Raw genomic sequence first — 18019 nt, 5'->3', positions numbered from 1 at the left:
CCCCGGATACAGCACTACCGCCCGAGTATTTCCCCTCGCGGGGACTTACGGGCGGTAGGGCTGTAAGGGTTCACACTGATCCCATCCGGCACACGGCAAGAGTAATGCGTGTGTGCTCGGATCGATGAGGATCAGACGGTCTGCTTCTCCCGAAGCTCCTTGATCTTGGCCTTCTTGCCACGGAGCTCGCGCAGGTAGTAGAGCTTGGCGCGGCGGACGTCACCGCGGCTCACGACCTCGATCTTGTCGATCGCCGGGCTGTTGAGCGGGTAGGTCCGCTCGACGCCGACGCCGAAGCTGATCTTGCGGATCTTGAAGGTCTCACGGAGACCGGCGCCCTGACGACCGATCACGACGCCCTGGAAGACCTGGACGCGGGAGCGGTTGCCTTCGACGACCCGGGCGTGCACCTTGAGGGTGTCGCCGGCCCGGAAGGCGGGAATGTCGGTGCGCTGCGACTGGGCGTCGAGATCGTCCAGCGTGTTCATCGCTGCATCCTCGTTCTTGGGGGCGCATCGGGAGTTCGATGCGCGCGTGGGTACTTCTGATCTTCCGCAACCTCAGAAGATCCTCAACGTCGGCCCGCGGCGCGGGACGAAATTGGCAACCTCACTACTTTGCCACATCGGGGGGCGTGATCTGAAATCCGCCCTCGTCCAGCGTCTTCCTGTCCGCTTTGTCCAAATGATCAAACGGATACGCGGTCATCATGTCCGGTCGCCGGCCCGCGGTCCGCAACAGGCTCTGATCCCGTCGCCACCGGGCGATCCGCCCGTGGTCCCCCGACCGCAGGACGTCGGGGACCTCCCACGAGCGCCACGAGGCGGGCTTGGTGTAGACGGGCGCCTCCAGCAGCCCCGCCGCGTGTGATTCCTCGGTCAGCGAGTCCGCGTTGCCCAGCACCCCCGGCAACAGGCGCGTGATCGCTTCCATGATCACGATGACCGCGACCTCGCCACCGAACAGCACGTAGTCGCCGAGCGAGATCTCGCGTACGGGCATCCGGGTCGCCGCGTCGTCGATCACGCGCTGGTCGATGCCCTCGTAACGCCCGCAGGCGAAGATCAGGTGGTCGGCACCGGCCAGGTCGGCGGCGTCGGCCTGGGTGAACGGCCTGCCCACGGGCGACGGCACGATCAACGTTCCCGTCCCGACGGCGTCGAGGGCCTGCCCCCACGGCTCGGGCCGCATGACCATGCCCGGCCCACCCCCGTACGGGGTGTCGTCGACCGTCCGGTGCACGTCGCTGGTCCAGGTCCGCAGATCGTGCACGGTCAGGTCGAGCAGCCCGGTCGTCCGCGCCTTGCCGATCAGCGACAGGTCGAGGGGGGCGAAGTAGTCCGGGAAGATCGAAATGATGTCGACGCGCATCTAGAGGTCCAGGAGCCCCTCGGGCAGATCGACGATCACACGCCCGCCGGCGAGATCGACCGTCGGAACGATCGCGGTCACGAACGGGATCAGCGCGGTGCCGCCGCCCGCCTTCTTGAGCACGATCAGGTCGGACGCGGGCGCGTGCTCGATGCGCAGCACCTCGCCGTGGTCAACACCGTCGGTCGACTCGACCCGCAGCCCGACCAACTGGTGGTCGTGGAACTCGTCGGGGTCGTCCGGCGGCGCCAGGTCAGCGCTGTCGACCTGCAGGAACACGCCGCGCAACTCCTCGGCGAGGTTGCGGTCGTAGATGTTCTCGAACTGCGCGATGCCACGGCCCTGATGCCAGCGGATCTGCTCGAGCGTGAGCTGCTTCGGCACGTCGAAACGCACCCCGGAAGCGGCCGCCGGGCCGGTGCTCACGCGGCGGTCCCGGGGGACCTCCGTCACGAACACCGACCCGGGGACAAAACGTTCTTCCGGTTCGTCGGTCCGCACGACCACCGAGACCTCGCCCCGGATGCCGTGCGGTTTACCGATCTGGCCGACTACGAGAAGCATCGGTCAGTACGCGTCGACGATGTCGACGCGGATGCCGCGCCCACCGATCGACCCGATGACCTGCCTCAGGGCCTTGGCCGTGCGGCCGCCGCGCCCGATGACCGTACCGAGGTCTTCGGGGTGCACGCGGACCTCGAGCCGCTTGCCGCGGCGCGAGTCGACCAGACGGACCCGGACGTCGTCCGGGTTGTCGACGATGCCCTTGACGAGGTGCTCCAGCGCCGGCCGGAGCGCCCCGTCAGCTCGCGTCGGCGCCGGCACCGGCCGGGTCCTCTGCGGTCTCGGCGACGGCCTCGCGGTTCGGCTCGGCGGCCTCGGCGGGCTTCGACTCGGCCTTGGCCTTGTCGGCCTTCTTCGGCGTGGTCTTGGCCGGGGTGTCGGCGACACCGGCGGCGGACTTGGCCTCGGCCTCGTACACCTCGGTGCGGCTCTGCTTGGGCTCCTTGACGAGCAGCGGCGGCGGGGCGGGAAGACCCTTGAACTGCTGCCAGTCGCCGGTCTTCTCCAGGATGCGCTGCACGGCCTCGCTCGGCTGGGCGCCGACGGAGAGCCAGTACTGCACGCGCTCGGACTTGACCTCGATGAGCGAGGGGTGTTCCTTCGGCTGGTAGATGCCGACGTACTCGATGGCGCGGCCGTCGCGCTTGGTGCGCGAGTCGGCGACGACGATGCGGTACTGCGGGTTGCGGATCTTGCCCATCCGCAGGAGCCGGATCTTAACGGCCACGGTTCTTTACGCTCCTGAATGACTGCGTGGTTGAGGGGTGGGCGCGCCCGTGGGGACAGGTGCACCAAAACCTCGAGGACTGGCAACGCAGAGGGGTTAGAGGGCGCCTCACGCGAGCCGAATACCGAAGGACCATTCTGCCAGATGATCCGACGCCACTCCCAATCGGCCTGCGAAAAGCCCCAATCAACATCAAAAGCCAGATGTCGTAGGTGGGTGGTGGGTACAGACCGTCGCTCCCGCCGAGGTCGCTTCGCTCCATCTGCGTGAGCGGTTGCGCTCCCGAAGTCAAATGCGGGCGACTACCGGGCGGTCCCAGCCTGGGGGCAGCTCGGTGGGGGTGGGCCAGGTCGGATCGGGGTGGAAGTCGGTCCACGTGCCGTCGAAGGGGAAATCGCCCGCCTCGATCAGCTTGACGACGCGGAAACCCTCGGCCCAGACCGCGGCCTCGTCGGGCACCCAGTAAAGGTCGGGACGGGCCAGACGTTCCTCGAACTCGTCCTCGTCCTTCCACTGCCACTCCAGACGACCGGTGTCCGGGTCGGGGGCGGCGACGATGTCCAGGTCCTGGTCGACCACGTCGATGCCGGCGGCCGCGCCGTCGTCCCAGCGGACCGCGGACTCCTCCAGGTTGACGTAGTAGTTCTTGAAGAACCCCTCGTCGTCGCGGAAGAGCCACACCGAGTGGTCGGCGCCGGCCGGGAAGAAGCGCAGCACGCCCGGGCCGCGCCAGGTGGTGAACGTCGCCTTCTTCGGCGCCGCCTCCCACTCGACGAACGACGGCATGTCACGGGGACCACGGCCGTCGGTTGTCGTCTCGATCGCGACCACCGAGTCGCGGGCCAGCCAGAGCAGCAGCCCGCGCTCGTCGTCGGAGATCACCCGGGTCGGGTGGACGAAGCCGAGCCGGCCGTGGTGCGTGTCCCGGTGCAGGACGAGCCGGCCGGGCTCGAACCGCATCAGTAGGAGCGGGCCAGGTAGGCGACCAGGCCGGGTTCCTCGTCGGAGTCGGGCATCCCGCCGTCGGGGCGGGTCAGGCAGCGGACCGTCACGGCCTTGCCGTTGGCGGTCTTCTCGCCCTCCTCGCCGACCGCCGACCACGGCACCCGGGCCCAGCCCGTCTGCGCGGCCTCGATCGCCTCGTCCAGCGTCTTGACCTCGACCGTGTTGGCCTCACGGAACGCCAGCGCGTCGTCGTACAGGCGCTGCTGGTCGGCCTTGAGGGCGCTGGTCACCGCGCCCACCACGTCGCCGATCGGGGTCGGGGTCTTCGAGCCGTCGATCCGGCGCGCGATCGTGACGCTGCCGTTGGCCAGGTCACGCGGCCCGACCTCGATGCGGATCGGGATGCCCTGGAGCTCGGCGTCGACGGCGCGGCGGCCGAACGGGATGTCGGCCCGGTCGTCGAGTTTCACCCGCACGCCCGCGCCCTTGAGCTCGTCGCGGAGCTTGCTCGCGGCCTCCACCACGCCCTCGCCCGCCTTGACCACCATGACCTGCACCTGGATCGGCGCCAGATTCGGCGGGAGCCGCAGGCCGTTGTCGTCGCCGTGCACCATGATCAGGCCGCCCACCATGCGGGTCGACGTGCCCCACGAGGTCGTCCAGGCGTGCTCGACCGTGCCCTCCTTCGACGAGTACGTGATGTCGAAGGCCTTGGCGAAGTTCTGGCCCAGCTCGTGCGAGGTGCCCATCTGCAGCGCCTTGGTGTCGCCCATCATGGCCTCGACGGTCATGGTGTTGGTGGCGCCGGCGAAGCGCTCGCCCCGGGTCTTGCGGCCCGGCACGACCGGGATGGCCAGCAGCTCCTCCATGAACGCCTGGTAGACGTTGCGGTGGATGTTGCGGGCGTGCTGACGCGCCAGCTCCTCGGTGGCGTGGGCGTCGTGGCCCTCCTGCCAGAGGAACTCGGTGGTGCGCAGGAACGTGCGCGGCCGCAGCTCCCACCGCACGACGTTGGCCCACTGGTTGAGCAGCAGGGGCAGGTCGCGGTAGGAGTCGACCCACTTGGCCATGAACTCGCCGATCACCGTCTCGCTGGTGGGGCGTACGACCAGCGGCTCGGCCAGCTGCTTGCCACCGGCGTGGGTGACCACGGCCAGCTCGGGCGAGAAGCCCTCGACGTGGTCGGCCTCGCGGCGCAGGTAGCTCTCGGGGATGAACAGCGGGAAGTAGGCGTTCTGCACGCCCTCTTCCTTGATGCGCAGGTCCATGTCGGCCTGCATGCGCTCCCAGATGGCCCAGCCGACCGGCCGGATCACCATCGTGCCGCGGACCGGACCGTTGTCCGCCAGCTGCGCCTTGGAGATCAGATCCTGGTACCAGCGGGGGAAGTCTTCCGCACGGGGAGTGAGCACACGGGCCATGAGGCGACATCCTAGTCGCGCCGGTGCGCAACCCTGCGGGTGGGCATGTCGTGTCCTAGGTGGAAGGGCGGTGGGGATGACAACGACCGAGGACTTCGACGACTTCTACCGGGACACCTCCCGGCGCCTGGCCAGATACGCGTACGGCCTGACCGGCGACCCGGGCGACGCGCAGGATCTCGTGCAGGAGGCGTATGCGCGGGCCTGGCAGCGCTGGCGGCGCCTAGCCGACTACGAGGACCGCGAGGCCTGGTTACGGCTCGTGGTCAACCGGCTGTCGGCCGACCGGTGGCGGCGCATCGGCGTACGCCGGGCCCGGACCGCCGCCGAACCACCACCCCCGCCTGTCCCTCCCCCGTCCGAGAACACGGTGCTGCTGATCCGCGCGATGCGCTCGTTGCCGATGGTGCACCGCCGCGCCCTGGCCCTGCACTACCTGCTCGACCGCTCGGTGGCCGAGATCGCCCACGAGACCGGGGCCTCGGTCGGCACGGTCAAGTCGTGGTTGTCCCGCGGCCGGGCCGGCCTGGCGGCGGCCCTCGGTGAGACACCTGCCCTGGCCACGAACGGAGCCGACGATGCCAACTGACCTCGACGACATCTTCGCCTCGGTGGCCCGTGAGGCCGACCTGATCCCGCTCAGCACGGCCGCGCAGGCCCGCAAGCGGGGGCGGCAGCGCACCCGCAACGGCATCATCGCGACGGCCGCGGCGGTGTGCGTGGTGCTGGCCGGGGTCGGTGTGGCGGCCGGCCAGGGCCAGCGCCGGGCCGACAAGACGGTCGCGCCCACTCCGTCCCCGTCGGTCACCGCGACGACCCCCACCGCCGTCGGCCCGCTGCCGCCGGTGGGCAAGCCGATCACCTACGGCCGGACGCTCGACGAGACGCATCCGACGATCGTGAAGGACCGGATCTACGACGCCTGGAAGGTCGGCGAGCAGATCGCGGTGGTCGCGGCCGACCTGCGTACGGGCGAGGTCATCTGGCGCATCCAGGGGTTCTCCACCGGGCCGGAACTGGGCGCTTTTGTGAGCGCTACGGAAGACGCGGTGCTGGTCGGCAACGGCGGCGGCTCGAACTGGGTGCTCGACCCGGCCGACGGCAGCCAGATGTGGACCTACACGAGCAGCCATCTGGGCGAGGAGCTGGTGCACGAGCGGGTGTTCGTCCAGCGCAACGATCGGACGGGCCAGGTCGACGCCCACGACCTGAGGACCGGACGGAAGCTGTGGTCGATCGCCCCGAGCAGCGACATGGTCGATCAGATTCTCGGCATGCGCGTCTACGGCCAGGAGCTGCCCGGCTCCCCGTTGACCGACGACCGGCTGGTGGTCGTGCGCCGGTCGGGCCAGGTGCAGGTGCGCGACATCGTCAGTGGTGACGTGAAGCGGACGACGACGCCGGTCTCGCCTCCGAACGGCGGGCCCGAGGGCAAGGTCGCGTACGAGGGGAAGTTCTACGACGGCGGGCCCGGGTGCTGCGACACCGAGCCGTACCGGGTGGTCGTCACCGATCTGACCACCGGCGCCTCCAAAAAGATCTTCATCGGGAAGCTCGGGCACACGGTCGGCAGCATGACCGTCTGCGGCGCCAACCGGGTCTGCCTGGTCGACGAGGTGAGCGACACCGAGGCCTGGCTGCGCGCCGTCGACGCGAACACCGGCCAGGTCATCTGGTCGGTGCCGGGGCCGGTCGGCGGGTCCTCGCTCGTCGCCTACGACGTCGAGCTGCTGCTGGGCGGCGACGGCGTGACCCGGCTGATCGACGGGAACGGTCGCGAGGTGTTCCGCACGACCACCCAGGCCGAGGTCGAGTGGTTGGACGGCGGGCGCGTGCTGGTGATGCCGCCGACCACCGGGGGTGAGGTGCAGATCGTGAACACCACCTATGGCACCGTCACCCGGCTCGGCCTTCTGCCCGCACGGGCCGGCACATGCGCTCACACACCGGACAGACTGGTCTGTCCGACCACGAAGGACGTGCGGGTCTTCCAGCTCAGAGAATGACCTTGCCCTTGAGCACGATGCGGCTCGGCGCGCGGACCACTCGCAGGTCCGCGCGCGGGTCGGTCTCATAGACGACCAGGTCGGCCAGGCCGCCCTCGACCAGGCCGGGGAAGCCCAGCCACTCCCGGGCCCGCCACGAGGCACTGGCCAGGATCTCCTCGGCCGGCAGCCCGGCCTCTTCGAGGATCAGCATCTCTTCGGCGACCAGCCCGTGCCGGATCCCGCCCCCGGCGTCGGTTCCCACATAGATCGGCACGCCGGCCTCGTACGCCGCCCGCACCACCGACGGGAACCGTTCCTGCAGCGAGACCATGTGATCGGCGTACGTGTCGAACTTGCCCCGGGCCCGATCCGCGATCCCGCCGAAGGTCCGAATGTTGATCATCGTGGGCACCAGGGCCGTGCCCCGCCGCGCCATCTCGTCGATCAGGTCGAGCGACAGCCCGGTGCCGTGCTCGACCGAGTCGACGCCGGCCCGCACCATGATCTCGACGCCCTCCTCGGAGAACGTGTGCACGGCGGCCCGCACGCCCGCCTCGTGTGCCGCCTCGACCGCGGCCGCCATGGTCTCGGGGTCCCACGAGGGCGCCAGGTCACCGGCGTCGCGCGAGATCCAGTCACCGACCAGCTTGACCCACCCGTTGCCGGCCTTGGCCTGCTCGGTGACGGCGGCTCGCACGTCGGCCACGCCGTCCACCTCGATGCCCACGTCGCGCAGGTAGCGCCGCGGCGCCGCCACGTGGCGTCCCGCGCGGGCCAGCCGGGGAATCCCGTCCTCGTCCTCGAGCTCCGGATACGGGTAGGGCGACCCCGCGTCGCGCAGCGCCAGCACTCCCGCGTCACGGTCGGTGTAGGCCAGGTCGCGCGCCTGATCGAGGCTGGTGACCGGCTTGGCCCCGAAGGCGATCCCCAGGTGACAGTGCGCGTCGACCAGCCCCGGCACGACGAACCCGCCATCGCTGATCGTCTCGGCACCCCTCACGGGCTCGTAGGTGACCGTGTCGCCCACCAGCCAGAGGTCCCTGACTTCCCCGTCCGGCAGAACCGCCCCGCGCACATGAAACGCCATAGGACAGTCCTACCCGAAGGTGAGTCAGACTTCCGGCAAGGAGCCACCAAGAAGCATCCGCCGACGAACTTCGAGGGCCGGCAGATCAACCGTCACCGGAAAGGGCACGTCGGTCTCGAAAACCCGGTGGGTCTCGGTCACCAGCGCATACTGCCCGTCCGAGCCGAGCCGGAACACAGCCAGGACGATGCCTTCCGCATGGAACGGGTCGACCACCCAATAGTTCGGCAGGCCCGCTTTCGCGAGCATCCGTGGTTTCGAATGTAGATCGCGAATGGTCGAGTCGGGCGAAATCACCTCGACCGCCAGCACGGCCGCCTCCACCGGCACGGGACTGACGCTGACCAGCTTTCTGTCGATCACGACTACGTCCGGCCGTGGTTCCGAGCGCGCATCGATCCGCAAGGAGAGGTCGGTGACGACCATGAGGTCGGGCGGGCAGACAGCTTCGAGGGCGAGTAACAGGCGAACACCGAGGTCTTGATGAAGCGGGGTCGGAGACGGCGACACCACGAGCCTTCCGTCGATCAACTCATAACGAAGATCCTTCGGAAGGCTCGCCAGGTCGTCGACGGTCCAGTCCCGCTTCTCATCCAGCGGGCTCGGCAGCTGTAGGGCCGCAGTCATCGGGACCTCCTCAGGGGGTGTCACCAGACTACTGTACCCATGCCTAGATCACCAATCGGTTGTCAGCGCTTGTCCTTGTCGTCCTTCTGCTGCTTCATCAGCTTGTTGAAGTCGAGGTTGGGCAGGTTGAAGCCACCCCCGCCGGCGCCGCCGAGGGCGTTCGGGTCGAGGCCGGGCGGGAGCTGGGGCATGCCGCCCGGGAAGCCCGCGGGCAGGCCACCGCCGCCACCACCCGTACGCGGACGGTTGTTGCCGCCCTTCGTGCCCTTGCGCTTGTTCTTGGGGCTCTTCGTGGCCTTGCGACGGCCACCGCCGGGCAGGCCCATCATGCCGCTCATCTGCTTCATCATCTTCTGCGCGTCGGCGAAGCGGTTGAGCAGCTGGTTGACGTCCATGACGGTGACGCCGGAGCCGTTGGCGATGCGGGCGCGGCGCGAGCCGTTGAGGATCTTGGGATTGCTGCGCTCGCCCGGGGTCATCGAGCGGATGATCGCCGTGACCTTGTCGAAGTGGCTGTCGTCAAGCTCGGCCAGCTGGTCCTTCATCTGGCCCATGCCCGGCATCATGCCCAGGATGTTGGCGATCGGGCCCATCCGCCGCACGGCGATGAGCTGGTCGAGGAAGTCTTCGAGGGTGAAGGTCTCGCCGGCCAGGAGCTTGCCGGTCATCTTCTCCTTCTGATCCTCGTCGAAGGCCTGTTCGGCCTGCTCGATGAGGGTCAGAACGTCACCCATGCCGAGGATGCGGCTGGCCATGCGGTCGGGGTGGAAGAGGTCGAAGTCTTCGAGCTTCTCACCCGTGGACGCGAAGAGGATCGGCTCGCCGGTGACGTGGCGGACCGAGAGCGCGGCACCACCGCGGGCGTCACCGTCGAGCTTCGAGAGCACCACGCCGGTGATGCCGACGCCGTCGCGGAAGGCCTCGGCGGTCTGCACCGCATCCTGACCGACCATGGCGTCGATGACGAACAGGACCTCGTCGGGGTCGACGGCGTCGCGGATGTCGCGGGCCTGCTTCATCATCTCTTCGTCGATGCCGAGACGACCGGCGGTGTCGACGATGACGATGTCTTTGGCGGTGCGCTTGGCGACGTCGATCGAGTCTTTCGCGACCTTGACCGGGTCACCGATGCCGCTGCCGGGCTCGGGCGCATAGACGTCGACGCCGGCCCGGCCGCCGACCACCTGGAGCTGGTTGACCGCGTTGGGGCGCTGGAGGTCGGCCGCCACGAGCAGCGGCTGGTGGCCCTGGGCCTTGAGCCACTTCGAGAGCTTGCCGGCCAGGGTCGTCTTACCGGCGCCCTGGAGACCGGCCAGCATGATCACCGTGGGCGCGGTCTTGGCGAACTGCAGCCGCCGCCCCTCGCCGCCGAGGACGTTGATGAGCTCCTCGTGGACGATCTTGATGATCTGCTGGGCCGGGTTGAGCGCCTGCGAGACCTCGGCCCCGCGGGCGCGCTCCTTCAGGTTGAAGATGAAGGCCTTGACCACGGGCAGCGCGACGTCGGCCTCGAGCAGCGCGAGACGGATCTCGCGGGCGGTGGCGTCGATGTCGGCGTCGGTGAGCTTGCCCTTGCCCCGGAGCTTGGTGAAGATGCCGGAGAGGCGGTCACTCAAAGTGTCAAACACGGTGAGACTTCCCGTTGGTCAAAGTGAGCGGCGATGAGGCAAGCCTAGCCGCCCGGCCGAAGCCTCACCGGTTCCGCATGCGGTAGGTCTTCTGGGCCGCCTCGATCCGGCGCTGCGTGCGCGTGCCGGGAGCGAGGCCCTTCTTGGCCTTTGCGTAGAGGTAGTAGCCGCCGCCGACCGCGAGCGCGCCCACGATCAGGTAGAACAACACCGGGCCGATCAGCGAGCTGACCACCCAGCCGACGGCGATCACGCCGGCGATCAACGCCACCAGAAATGCCACGGCCTTGCCCATCTCGGCCTCCCCGAGTCGAAGCTGCGGACTCCACGATGACTCACCCGGGCAACCCGGCGCATCGGTGGTAACCCTGAACCCACCCCGCCATCGTGTCCGTTTTGCCGCTATACCACCGATTCAAGAGGTACGCGAGGTGACGCGCCGCAACCTCGGCCGGACAACGCCCGTTGAGGGGTCCAGACACAGGTCGTGACCCATCGGACCGGCGGAAGGACGACGGCGTGCGGATCATCCGGCTTCTGCCCTGGCCCGTACGGCGGCGGGTGCTCCATCAGCTGCAGCGGCGGGTCCTGCCCCTGGTGCCGCGCTCGGACCGGCTGCGGGTGGCCCGCCGGATCGTGCCGCTCGGCCCGCGTCCACGGCTCAAGCCGGTCGGGGACGCGCCGGCTCTGCGGCTCCGCACGGCGGCGGGGCGCGTCACGGCCCGGCGTTCCCCGCAGGCCGACCCCGCTTCCGTACGGCGGGAGAACCTCGACCGCGTGCTGGACACCCTCACCAGCGCCGGCGTCGACTGGTTCCGCATCCCGGTGGCTTCCCTCACCCGTACGGGCGTGGCCGTGGACGAGGCCGACCGGGCGAAGACGCTCGCCGCGTTGTCCGCCGTCACGTCCCGCGGCGAGGGCCGGCTCGACAGCGTCATCCCGGGACGGGTCGTGCGGGTGAGCTGGCCCGTGACCGACCCGGCGGGCCGTCTCGCGCTCGGTCCCGCGTACGGATGCGAAGTTGAATTCTGGCGGCACGAGGGCGGAACCCTGACCGGGCCGCGCAGCAACCCGGTGGCCGACGTGGTCCCGGCCGACGAACCCGAGATCGTCGTGGCCGAACCCGTCTTCGGCCCGTTCGGCGCGCCCGGCACCACCCGCCGCTACCGCACCCGCGAGGTGTTCACGATGGTGAGCCCCGACCGGGTCGCGTTCCCGATCGACGCCGTCTACACCTGGGTCGACGGCAGCGACCCGGCCTGGCACGCGCGCAAGGCCGAGGCGTTGCGCGCGAACGGCTGGGTGGCCGGCACCAACGGGCAGGCGGCCAACAACTCCCGGTTCGTCTCGCGCGACGAGCTGCGCTACTCGTTGCGCTCGCTGCACGCGTACGCGCCCTGGATCCGGCACGTCCATCTGGTCACCGACGGCCAGCTGCCGGAGTGGCTCGACACCACCCGCGGCGACCTGACCGTGGTGGACCACCGCGAGATCTTCGGCGGCACCGGGAAGCTGCCCACCTTCAACTCGCAGGCCATCGAGTCGCGCCTGCACCGCATCCCGGGCCTGGCCGAGCACTTCCTCTACCTCAACGACGACGTGTTCCTGGGCCGGCCGGTGGCCCCCGAACTGTTCTTCACGCCGGGCGGGCTGACCCGTTTCTTCCCGTCGGGCGCGCTCGTCAGCTCGGCGCCGCGCTCGGTCGCCGACGCCCCGGCCGACTCCGCCGGCAAGAACAACCGGCAGCTCATCCAGAGCACGTTCGGCCGGGTGCTGACCCGCAAGATGAAGCACACGCCGCACCCGTCGCGGCGCAGCGTGCTGGCCGAGATCGAGGAGCGGTTCGCCGGCGAGGTGGCCGCGACCGCCGCACACCAGTTCCGCCACCCCGACGACATCGCGCTGCTGTCATCGTTGCAGCAGTACTACGCGTACCTGACCGGCCGCGCCGCCCCCGGGCAGATCAACTACCTCTACACCGACCTGGCCGACCCGGCCACGCCGTTCCAGCTGGCCCGGCTGCTGCACCGGCGGCACCTGGACGCGTTCTGCCTCAACGACACCGACTCCGGTCCCGAGGCGATGACCGAGCAGGCGGCGCTGCTGGCCGAGTTCCTGCCCGCCTATCTGCCCTTCCCCTCCCGGTGGGAGCTTTCCGGGCCCATTGCCCGTACGCCGGTGGTCGCACGCCAGCTGAAGCGCGTGATCACCCTTCCCGAGGTGGTTCGATGAGCTGCGACGTCGTCATCCTCGGGCTCGGCTACGTCGGGCTGCCGCTGGCCCAGCAGGCCGTACGGGCGGGTCTGTCGGTTCTCGGTTTCGACGTGCGGGCCGACGTGGTGGCGTCGCTCGCCGCGGGCCGCTCGCACGTGGACGACCTCAGCGACGCCGACATCGCCGCGATGCTGGCCGGCGGATTCACCCCCACCACCGACGAGTCGCTGATCGCGGGCGCCGGCACCGCGGTCATCTGCGTGCCGACCCCGCTGGCCGAGGGCGACGGCCCCGACCTGACCGCGGTCACCGGGGCGACCTCGGCGATCGGCCGCAACCTGCGCCCCGGCATGCTCGTGGTGCTCGAGTCGACGACCTATCCCGGTACCACCGACGAGGTGGTCCGGCCCCTGCTGGAACAGCTCTCCGGGCTGACCGCCGGGGCCGACTTCCACCTGGCGTTCTCGCCCGAGCGCATCGACCCCGGCAACGAACGGTTCGGGGCGCGCAACACCCCCAAGGTGGTCGGGGGATTCACGCCGGACTGCACGCTGCGCGCCGCCGGGTTCTACGGCCGGTTCGTCGACACCGTGGTGCGTACGCGGGGAACTCGCGAGGCCGAGACCGCGAAGTTGCTGGAGAACACGTACCGCCACGTGAACATCGCCCTGGTCAACGAGATGGCGCGGTTCTGCCACGAGCTCGACATCGACCTGTGGGACGTGATCCGGGCCGCGTCGACCAAACCGTTCGGCTTCCAGGCGTTCTATCCGGGTCCGGGCGTGGGCGGGCACTGCATCCCGATCGACCCGAACTACCTGTCCCACAACGTCCGCAGCCGCCTGGGCTACCCGTTCCGCTTCGTCGAGCTGGCCCAGGAGATCAACGCGACCATGCCGTCCTATGTGGCCCGTCGCGCGCAGAACCTGCTGAACGCCGACGGCCAGGCCGTGCACGGCGCCACGATCCTGCTGCTGGGCGTCACGTACAAGCCGGACATCGCCGACCAGCGCGAATCACCCGCGACCCCACTGGCCCGCCAGTTGCAGTCGCTGGGCGCGTCGGTCTCCTACCACGACCCGTACGTGCCGGAATGGATCGTGCCCCACACCGCCGACCTGCTGGGCGCCGTGGCGTCGGCCGACCTGGTGATCCTGGTGCAGAACCATCGCGCGTACGACGCCGACGAGCTGGCCCGTTTGGCCAAGCGCTTCTTCGACACCCGCGGAGCCACCACCGGCTCGTCGGCCCACCGCCTCTGAAACCCGTCACAGCGTTGTGGACAAGTCGTTTTGTCCGGTGGACAGCGGCCGGTTCGGCTTCAAGATCGGCGTAAAATTTCGGCCACCCCCTCCCCCTCCCACTACAGGGTGGGCCGTGCGCTCCGGACGACCCCCGCCTACGCGCCGAGGCAGAACTCGTTGTCCTCGGGATCGGCCATCACGATGTGGTGGCCGTCGACGACGTTCAGGATGCGGCCGCCCGCGGTGACCAGCTCGGCCGCCCTGGCCTCGATCCCGGCCCACGACCCCACGCGGATGTCCATGTGCAGCCGGTTCTTGGCCGTTTTGGGCTCGGGCACGTCCAGCAGGCTCAGCCGCGGTCCGACCCCGGCCGGGTCGTGCAGCCAGGCTCCGCCACCCTCGTCGGGGTCGTCGGCGGACGAGCCGAACGACGCCACCCACTCGTCCCGGGTCGTGAACGGCGCGGGCGGGGGCTCGTCCTCGTAGCCGAGCGCCAGCTTCCAGAACGGGGCCAGCGACTCGGCGTCACGGGTGTCGAGGGTCAGGTCTACGCGAAAAGTCACCGGCCCAGTATCTGGTTCAGCGCGGACCGCAGCGTGCCGGACGGGTCGGAAACCATGTCAGCGCTTCGGAAGGCCACGTGGTTGTCGGGACGCAGCAGCACACAACCGGAATCGTTGATCTCGCGCAGCCGCGCCCAGTCGCCGTAGATGTCCTCGTAGTCGGCGCCGGGCCCGATGACCACGGCGTCGATCGGCAGGGAAGCCGCCGCCGCGACCCAGGCCTCGCCGCCCAGCCCGGTCAGCAACACGAACCGGCCGTGGCCGCCCAGGTCCAGCGTGGACAGACGGGAGCTACCGCGGCCGACCCAGGCGTGCGGCACCTTCGCGCCGGGCCAGGTGGTCGCCAGGTGGTGGAGCTCGTCGTCGCGCGGGTTGACCGGCATGGGGGTTCCGTCGGGGATGACGGCGTCCGAGACGTACCTCTGGTTCAGCTCGACCCCGTGCGTGTTGAACTCGTAGTTCTTGAACGCGATGGCCTCGCGCAGCTCCCGCCGCTGCTTCTCCGCCGCGGGCGTGCTCAGCTTGCGCGCGTCCATGTTGCGGCGCAGCTGCTCGGGGTCCTCGGTCGAGAGCATGCCGAGCGCGTCGAAGATGCGGGCGGTCTCGCCGATGCTGCGGTTGGCCCGGTCGACGATCTGCCGGCCGATCGGGGCACGCTCGGCCGTGTACGAGTCCAGCAGCGCGGGCGAGGCCGACCCGTCCAGCACCATCCGCAGTTTCCAGGCCAGGTTGTAGGCGTCCTGGATCGACGTGTTGGAGCCGAGCCCGTTCGACGGCGGGTGCCGGTGCACGGCGTCGCCCATGCAGAACACGCGGCCGCTCTGGTAGGTCTCGGCGTACATGTGGTTGACCGTCCACGCCGAGGACGACTTGACGGTGACCGGCACCGAGCCGTCGCCGATGAGATGGTGGGCGATCCGGCGGGCGTACTCCTCGGTGAGGTCGGGCGGCTCGCCGTTGATGTCGTAGCCCCAGACGATCAGCCACTCGTGCCACGGCCGGACGCAGCGGACCAGTCCCATGCCGATCCCGCCGACGTCGGAGCCGGTCTGCAGCACCCAGTAAAGCGTGCTCGGCCGGTGCGCGGTGAGCGCGGTCAGGTCGGCCTCGAAGACGATGTTGATGCTGCCGGCGACGCCCATCTTGCCGACCATGGGCAGCCCGATGTCCTCGGCCACCTTGCTGCGGCCGCCGTCGGCGCCGATCAGATATTTCGCGCGGATCCGGTATTCGTCGCCGCGCAGCCGGTCCCGCACGGTCGCCGTCACGCCGTCGGCGTCCTGTTCCAGAGACAGGTATTCGGTCTGATAGCGCAACGACGTGCCCCGGGCGACCGCATTATTGATGAGCACCGGTTCCATCAGGTGCTGCGGCATGTCACAGATGCTCGACGGGGAGGCCAGGGCGTGGTCGGCGAGCCGCGACGGATGGGTGTACCAGGTGTGCAGCCGGCCCAGCTCCTCACCGGCGAGGCTGGAGCAGAAGACCGTGTCGCCCATCAGGTGCTGCGGCGTGGCCTGGGCGGTCACCTGGTCCTCGACGCCGGCGTCGCGCAGCACCTCCATCGTGCGCTGGTTGGTGATGTGGGCACGCGGGGTGTCGGAGAGGCGGCCGTATTTGGTCACCACCATGTTCCGTACGCCGTAGGTGCTCAGCAACAGCGCGGCCGCCCCACCGGCGGGTCCGCTCCCGACGATGAGCACATCGGTCTCGACATCAGGCACGGCCGACCTCCAGGGGCGCGATACGGAAGGTGAACTCGACGGTGCGCGTGCCGTCCGGGGCCGCCGGGAACTCGACGATCAGCTCGTCCTTGACCCCGAACACCGCGTCGGAATCGAGGTAACGGCCCCCGGCCACGAAGAGCTGGGTGATCAGCCGCCGGAAACCCGGTGCATTGATCATGAAGTGGAGATGCGGGGCCCGGTACGGATGCCGCCCGGTCGCCCGCAGCATCTCCCCCACCGGCCCGTCGTCGGGGATCGGGTATTCCGACGGCAGGATCGAGCGGAACCACACCCGCCCGTCGGCGTCGCTCGAGAACCGCGCCCGCAGCACCGGCCCCTCGAGGTCGGGCAGCTGCACGTCGTAGAAACCGTCCTGATTGGACTGCCAGACGTCGACCACCGCGTCCGGCACCGGATTGCCGTCGAGGTCGACGATCCGCACGTCCGCGCGCAGCGGCACACCGGGCAGATCAACAGCAAGATCAGTTCCCGGCGGTACGGCCGGAGGCCCCTCGACATAGAACGGCCCGAGCACCGCCGAGGGCGTCGTCGCCGGCGACCGTGAATTGGTCAACAGGTCGACGGCGCTCGAGACGCCGAGCGTGTCGCTCAGCAACACGAACTCCTGCCGCGTCGGCGAGCACATCTCCCCCGTACGCGTCAGGAAGTCGATCGCGGTTTTCCACTCGTCCTCGGTGAGGTCGTTGTCCGCCACGAACCCGTGCAGCCGCCGCACCAAGTCCCCGAGCAGGTCACGCAGGCGCTCCGAGGAGGCCCCGGCGAAGCTCGCCACCACCTCGTCGGTGAGCCACCCGATGTCAGGCGCGCCACCCGAGGAGAACGCCGCCCCGATGCCAGGCGCGCCACCGGAAACAGGATGTTCACCCGAGAAGGCCGATTGCAGAACCACCAGAACGTCGTCGACGGGCCGCGGATTGGGATAGGGCTTGGCGGTCACCAACTCCGCCGCCGTGGCGAGGTCGGAATCCCGCAATCCGAGCGACGCCAACGACATCGGCGCCCCCAGCCGGGCGGCGAGGTCGACGAGTCCGGCCGGCGCGTCGGTCACGCCGAGAGCACCCGCGATCCGCCGCATCACCGCGGGAACGGCCGGAGCGTTGTACGCCATCACGTGCGGCAGCACGACGGCATGCGTCTCCGAGTGCGGCAGCCCGAACGACCCACCCAGCACGTGACACAGCTTGTGGTGCAACCCCATCTCGACCGCCCCGAGGCAGATCGACGCGAGCCAGGCCCCCACGAGCGCGTCCGACCGGGCATCGGCGTCGTCCGGCCGGTCCACGAGAGCCGGCAACGCCCGGGCCAGACGGGCCAGAGCGTCCAGCGCGAAACTGTCGATCGCCGGGTTGGCCTGCGGCGAATACAACGCCTCCACGGCATGGGCCATCGCGTTGAGCCCACTCGTCACCGACAGCGGAACCGGCAGCCCGAGGGTCAGCTCCACGTCATAGATGACGGTCCGCGGCACCAGGGCCGGGTCGCGCCGCGTCGCCTTCCCGCCGCCGGCGGTCTCCCCCACGACGGGGGTCATTTCCGAGCCCGCGTACGTCGTCGGGACCGCGATCTGCGGAAGCCCGGTGCGCGCGGCGAGCGCCTTGCCCAGCCCGGTCGCCGACCCGCCCCCGACCGACACCAGGCAGTCCGCGCCCGAGGCGCGCAGCAGTTCGAGGGCCCGCTCGGTCACCTCGACCGGCGTGTGCATGGCGACGCCGTCGAACCGCGCCACCGACAGCGGACCGAGGTCAGGCGCGCGCCGGCCCAGCAGCAGAACCCGGGTGGCGCCCAGCCGCGCGACCTCGTCGGGCAGCCGCCCCAGACTCCCGGCTCCGAAGATCACCCGGGACGTGTGCGCGGTGTACTCGAAGGACTCCACCGGTCCATCGTCCGCGCCA

The 18019-nt window shown here is 69.7% G+C and carries 18 protein-coding genes; 4 read left to right on the top strand and 14 right to left on the bottom strand.

All coding sequences use genetic code 11. The annotated features are described in order from the left end of the window. Nucleotides 1-131: 131 nt before the first annotated feature. From rplS to proS, 7 genes are all read right to left on the bottom strand, one after another. Entirely contained in the window at nt 132-488 is a 357-nt protein-coding gene (gene rplS, locus JIG36_RS18800; RefSeq protein ID WP_203377628.1) for a 50S ribosomal protein L19, read from the bottom strand. Nucleotides 489-612: 124 nt separating this feature from the next. Then, entirely contained in the window at nt 613-1371 is a 759-nt protein-coding gene (gene trmD / locus JIG36_RS18795; protein WP_203377627.1) for a tRNA (guanosine(37)-N1)-methyltransferase TrmD, read from the bottom strand. Then, complete coding sequence (gene rimM / locus JIG36_RS18790) at nt 1372-1935, bottom strand: ribosome maturation factor RimM (protein ID WP_203377626.1); 564 nt, start codon at nt 1933-1935, stop codon at nt 1372-1374. Between the two features lie 3 nt (nt 1936-1938). Further along, the gene (locus JIG36_RS18785) at nt 1939-2196 is read right to left on the bottom strand and encodes an RNA-binding protein (protein WP_014447131.1); all 258 of its coding nucleotides are present in this window, start codon (nt 2194-2196) and stop codon (nt 1939-1941) included. Then, nucleotides 2174-2662, bottom strand: a complete 489-nt coding sequence (rpsP, locus tag JIG36_RS18780) for a 30S ribosomal protein S16 (protein ID WP_203377625.1) — start codon at nt 2660-2662, stop codon at nt 2174-2176. The genes JIG36_RS18785 and rpsP overlap by 23 nt, the downstream gene beginning before the upstream one ends. Before the next feature lie 288 nt (nt 2663-2950). After that, nucleotides 2951-3622 (bottom strand): ribonuclease FAU-1 family protein, encoded by a 672-nt coding sequence (locus JIG36_RS18775; RefSeq protein WP_203377624.1) that lies wholly within the window; start codon nt 3620-3622, stop codon nt 2951-2953. After that, entirely contained in the window at nt 3622-5028 is a 1407-nt protein-coding gene (gene proS / locus JIG36_RS18770) for a proline--tRNA ligase (RefSeq protein ID WP_203377623.1), read from the bottom strand. Before proS ends, JIG36_RS18775 begins: the two co-directional genes overlap by 1 nt. A gap of 76 nt (nt 5029-5104) precedes the next feature. Here proS and JIG36_RS18765 point away from each other — a divergent pair, with 76 nt between their 5' ends. Then, nucleotides 5105-5617 (top strand): SigE family RNA polymerase sigma factor, encoded by a 513-nt coding sequence (locus tag JIG36_RS18765; protein WP_203377622.1) that lies wholly within the window; start codon nt 5105-5107, stop codon nt 5615-5617. Continuing rightward, nucleotides 5607-7034: an outer membrane protein assembly factor BamB family protein gene (locus tag JIG36_RS18760; protein ID WP_203377621.1), complete on the top strand. Its 1428-nt coding sequence runs from the start codon at nt 5607-5609 to the stop codon at nt 7032-7034. The genes JIG36_RS18765 and JIG36_RS18760 overlap by 11 nt, the downstream gene beginning before the upstream one ends. On the opposite strand, the gene JIG36_RS18755 is transcribed toward JIG36_RS18760, so the two are convergent. The 4 genes from JIG36_RS18755 to JIG36_RS18740 form a co-directional block, all read right to left on the bottom strand. After that, nucleotides 7024-8103 (bottom strand): amidohydrolase family protein, encoded by a 1080-nt coding sequence (locus JIG36_RS18755; RefSeq protein WP_203377620.1) that lies wholly within the window; start codon nt 8101-8103, stop codon nt 7024-7026. The two genes, JIG36_RS18760 and JIG36_RS18755, sit on opposite strands and share 11 nt — an antisense overlap. A 24-nt stretch (nt 8104-8127) precedes the next feature. Continuing rightward, entirely contained in the window at nt 8128-8730 is a 603-nt protein-coding gene (locus JIG36_RS18750; protein ID WP_203377619.1) for a Uma2 family endonuclease, read from the bottom strand. A gap of 62 nt (nt 8731-8792) precedes the next feature. After that, complete coding sequence (ffh, locus tag JIG36_RS18745; protein ID WP_203377618.1) at nt 8793-10358, bottom strand: signal recognition particle protein; 1566 nt, start codon at nt 10356-10358, stop codon at nt 8793-8795. 64 nt (nt 10359-10422) lie between these two features. Beyond that, the gene (locus JIG36_RS18740) at nt 10423-10653 is read right to left on the bottom strand and encodes a hypothetical protein (protein ID WP_203377617.1); all 231 of its coding nucleotides are present in this window, start codon (nt 10651-10653) and stop codon (nt 10423-10425) included. Between the two features lie 224 nt (nt 10654-10877). On the opposite strand from JIG36_RS18740, the gene JIG36_RS18735 reads away from it, so the two are divergent. Both JIG36_RS18735 and JIG36_RS18730 read left to right on the top strand, forming a co-directional pair. Next, nucleotides 10878-12590, top strand: coding sequence for a stealth family protein (locus JIG36_RS18735; protein ID WP_203377616.1), 1713 nt, complete (start codon nt 10878-10880; stop codon nt 12588-12590). Further along, entirely contained in the window at nt 12587-13834 is a 1248-nt protein-coding gene (locus tag JIG36_RS18730) for a nucleotide sugar dehydrogenase (RefSeq protein WP_203377615.1), read from the top strand. The genes JIG36_RS18735 and JIG36_RS18730 overlap by 4 nt, the downstream gene beginning before the upstream one ends. Before the next feature lie 137 nt (nt 13835-13971). On the opposite strand, the gene JIG36_RS18725 is transcribed toward JIG36_RS18730, so the two are convergent. The 3 genes from JIG36_RS18725 to JIG36_RS18715 are packed head-to-tail and all read right to left on the bottom strand — an operon-like array spanning nt 13972 to nt 18000. Next, nucleotides 13972-14379, bottom strand: a complete 408-nt coding sequence (locus JIG36_RS18725) for a VOC family protein (protein ID WP_203377614.1) — start codon at nt 14377-14379, stop codon at nt 13972-13974. After that, entirely contained in the window at nt 14376-16103 is a 1728-nt protein-coding gene (locus JIG36_RS18720; RefSeq protein WP_203377613.1) for an FAD-dependent oxidoreductase, read from the bottom strand. The genes JIG36_RS18725 and JIG36_RS18720 overlap by 4 nt, the downstream gene beginning before the upstream one ends. Further along, nucleotides 16096-18000: a maleylacetate reductase and hydroxyquinol 1,2-dioxygenase domain-containing protein gene (locus JIG36_RS18715; protein WP_203377612.1), complete on the bottom strand. Its 1905-nt coding sequence runs from the start codon at nt 17998-18000 to the stop codon at nt 16096-16098. The genes JIG36_RS18720 and JIG36_RS18715 overlap by 8 nt, the downstream gene beginning before the upstream one ends. Between the last annotated feature and the right edge of the window lie 19 nt (nt 18001-18019).

Source organism: Paractinoplanes ovalisporus, assembly GCF_016834655.1.
Lineage (GTDB): Bacteria > Actinomycetota > Actinomycetes > Mycobacteriales > Micromonosporaceae > Actinoplanes > Actinoplanes ovalisporus.
This window is presented reverse-complemented; position numbering and strand designations above follow the sequence as displayed.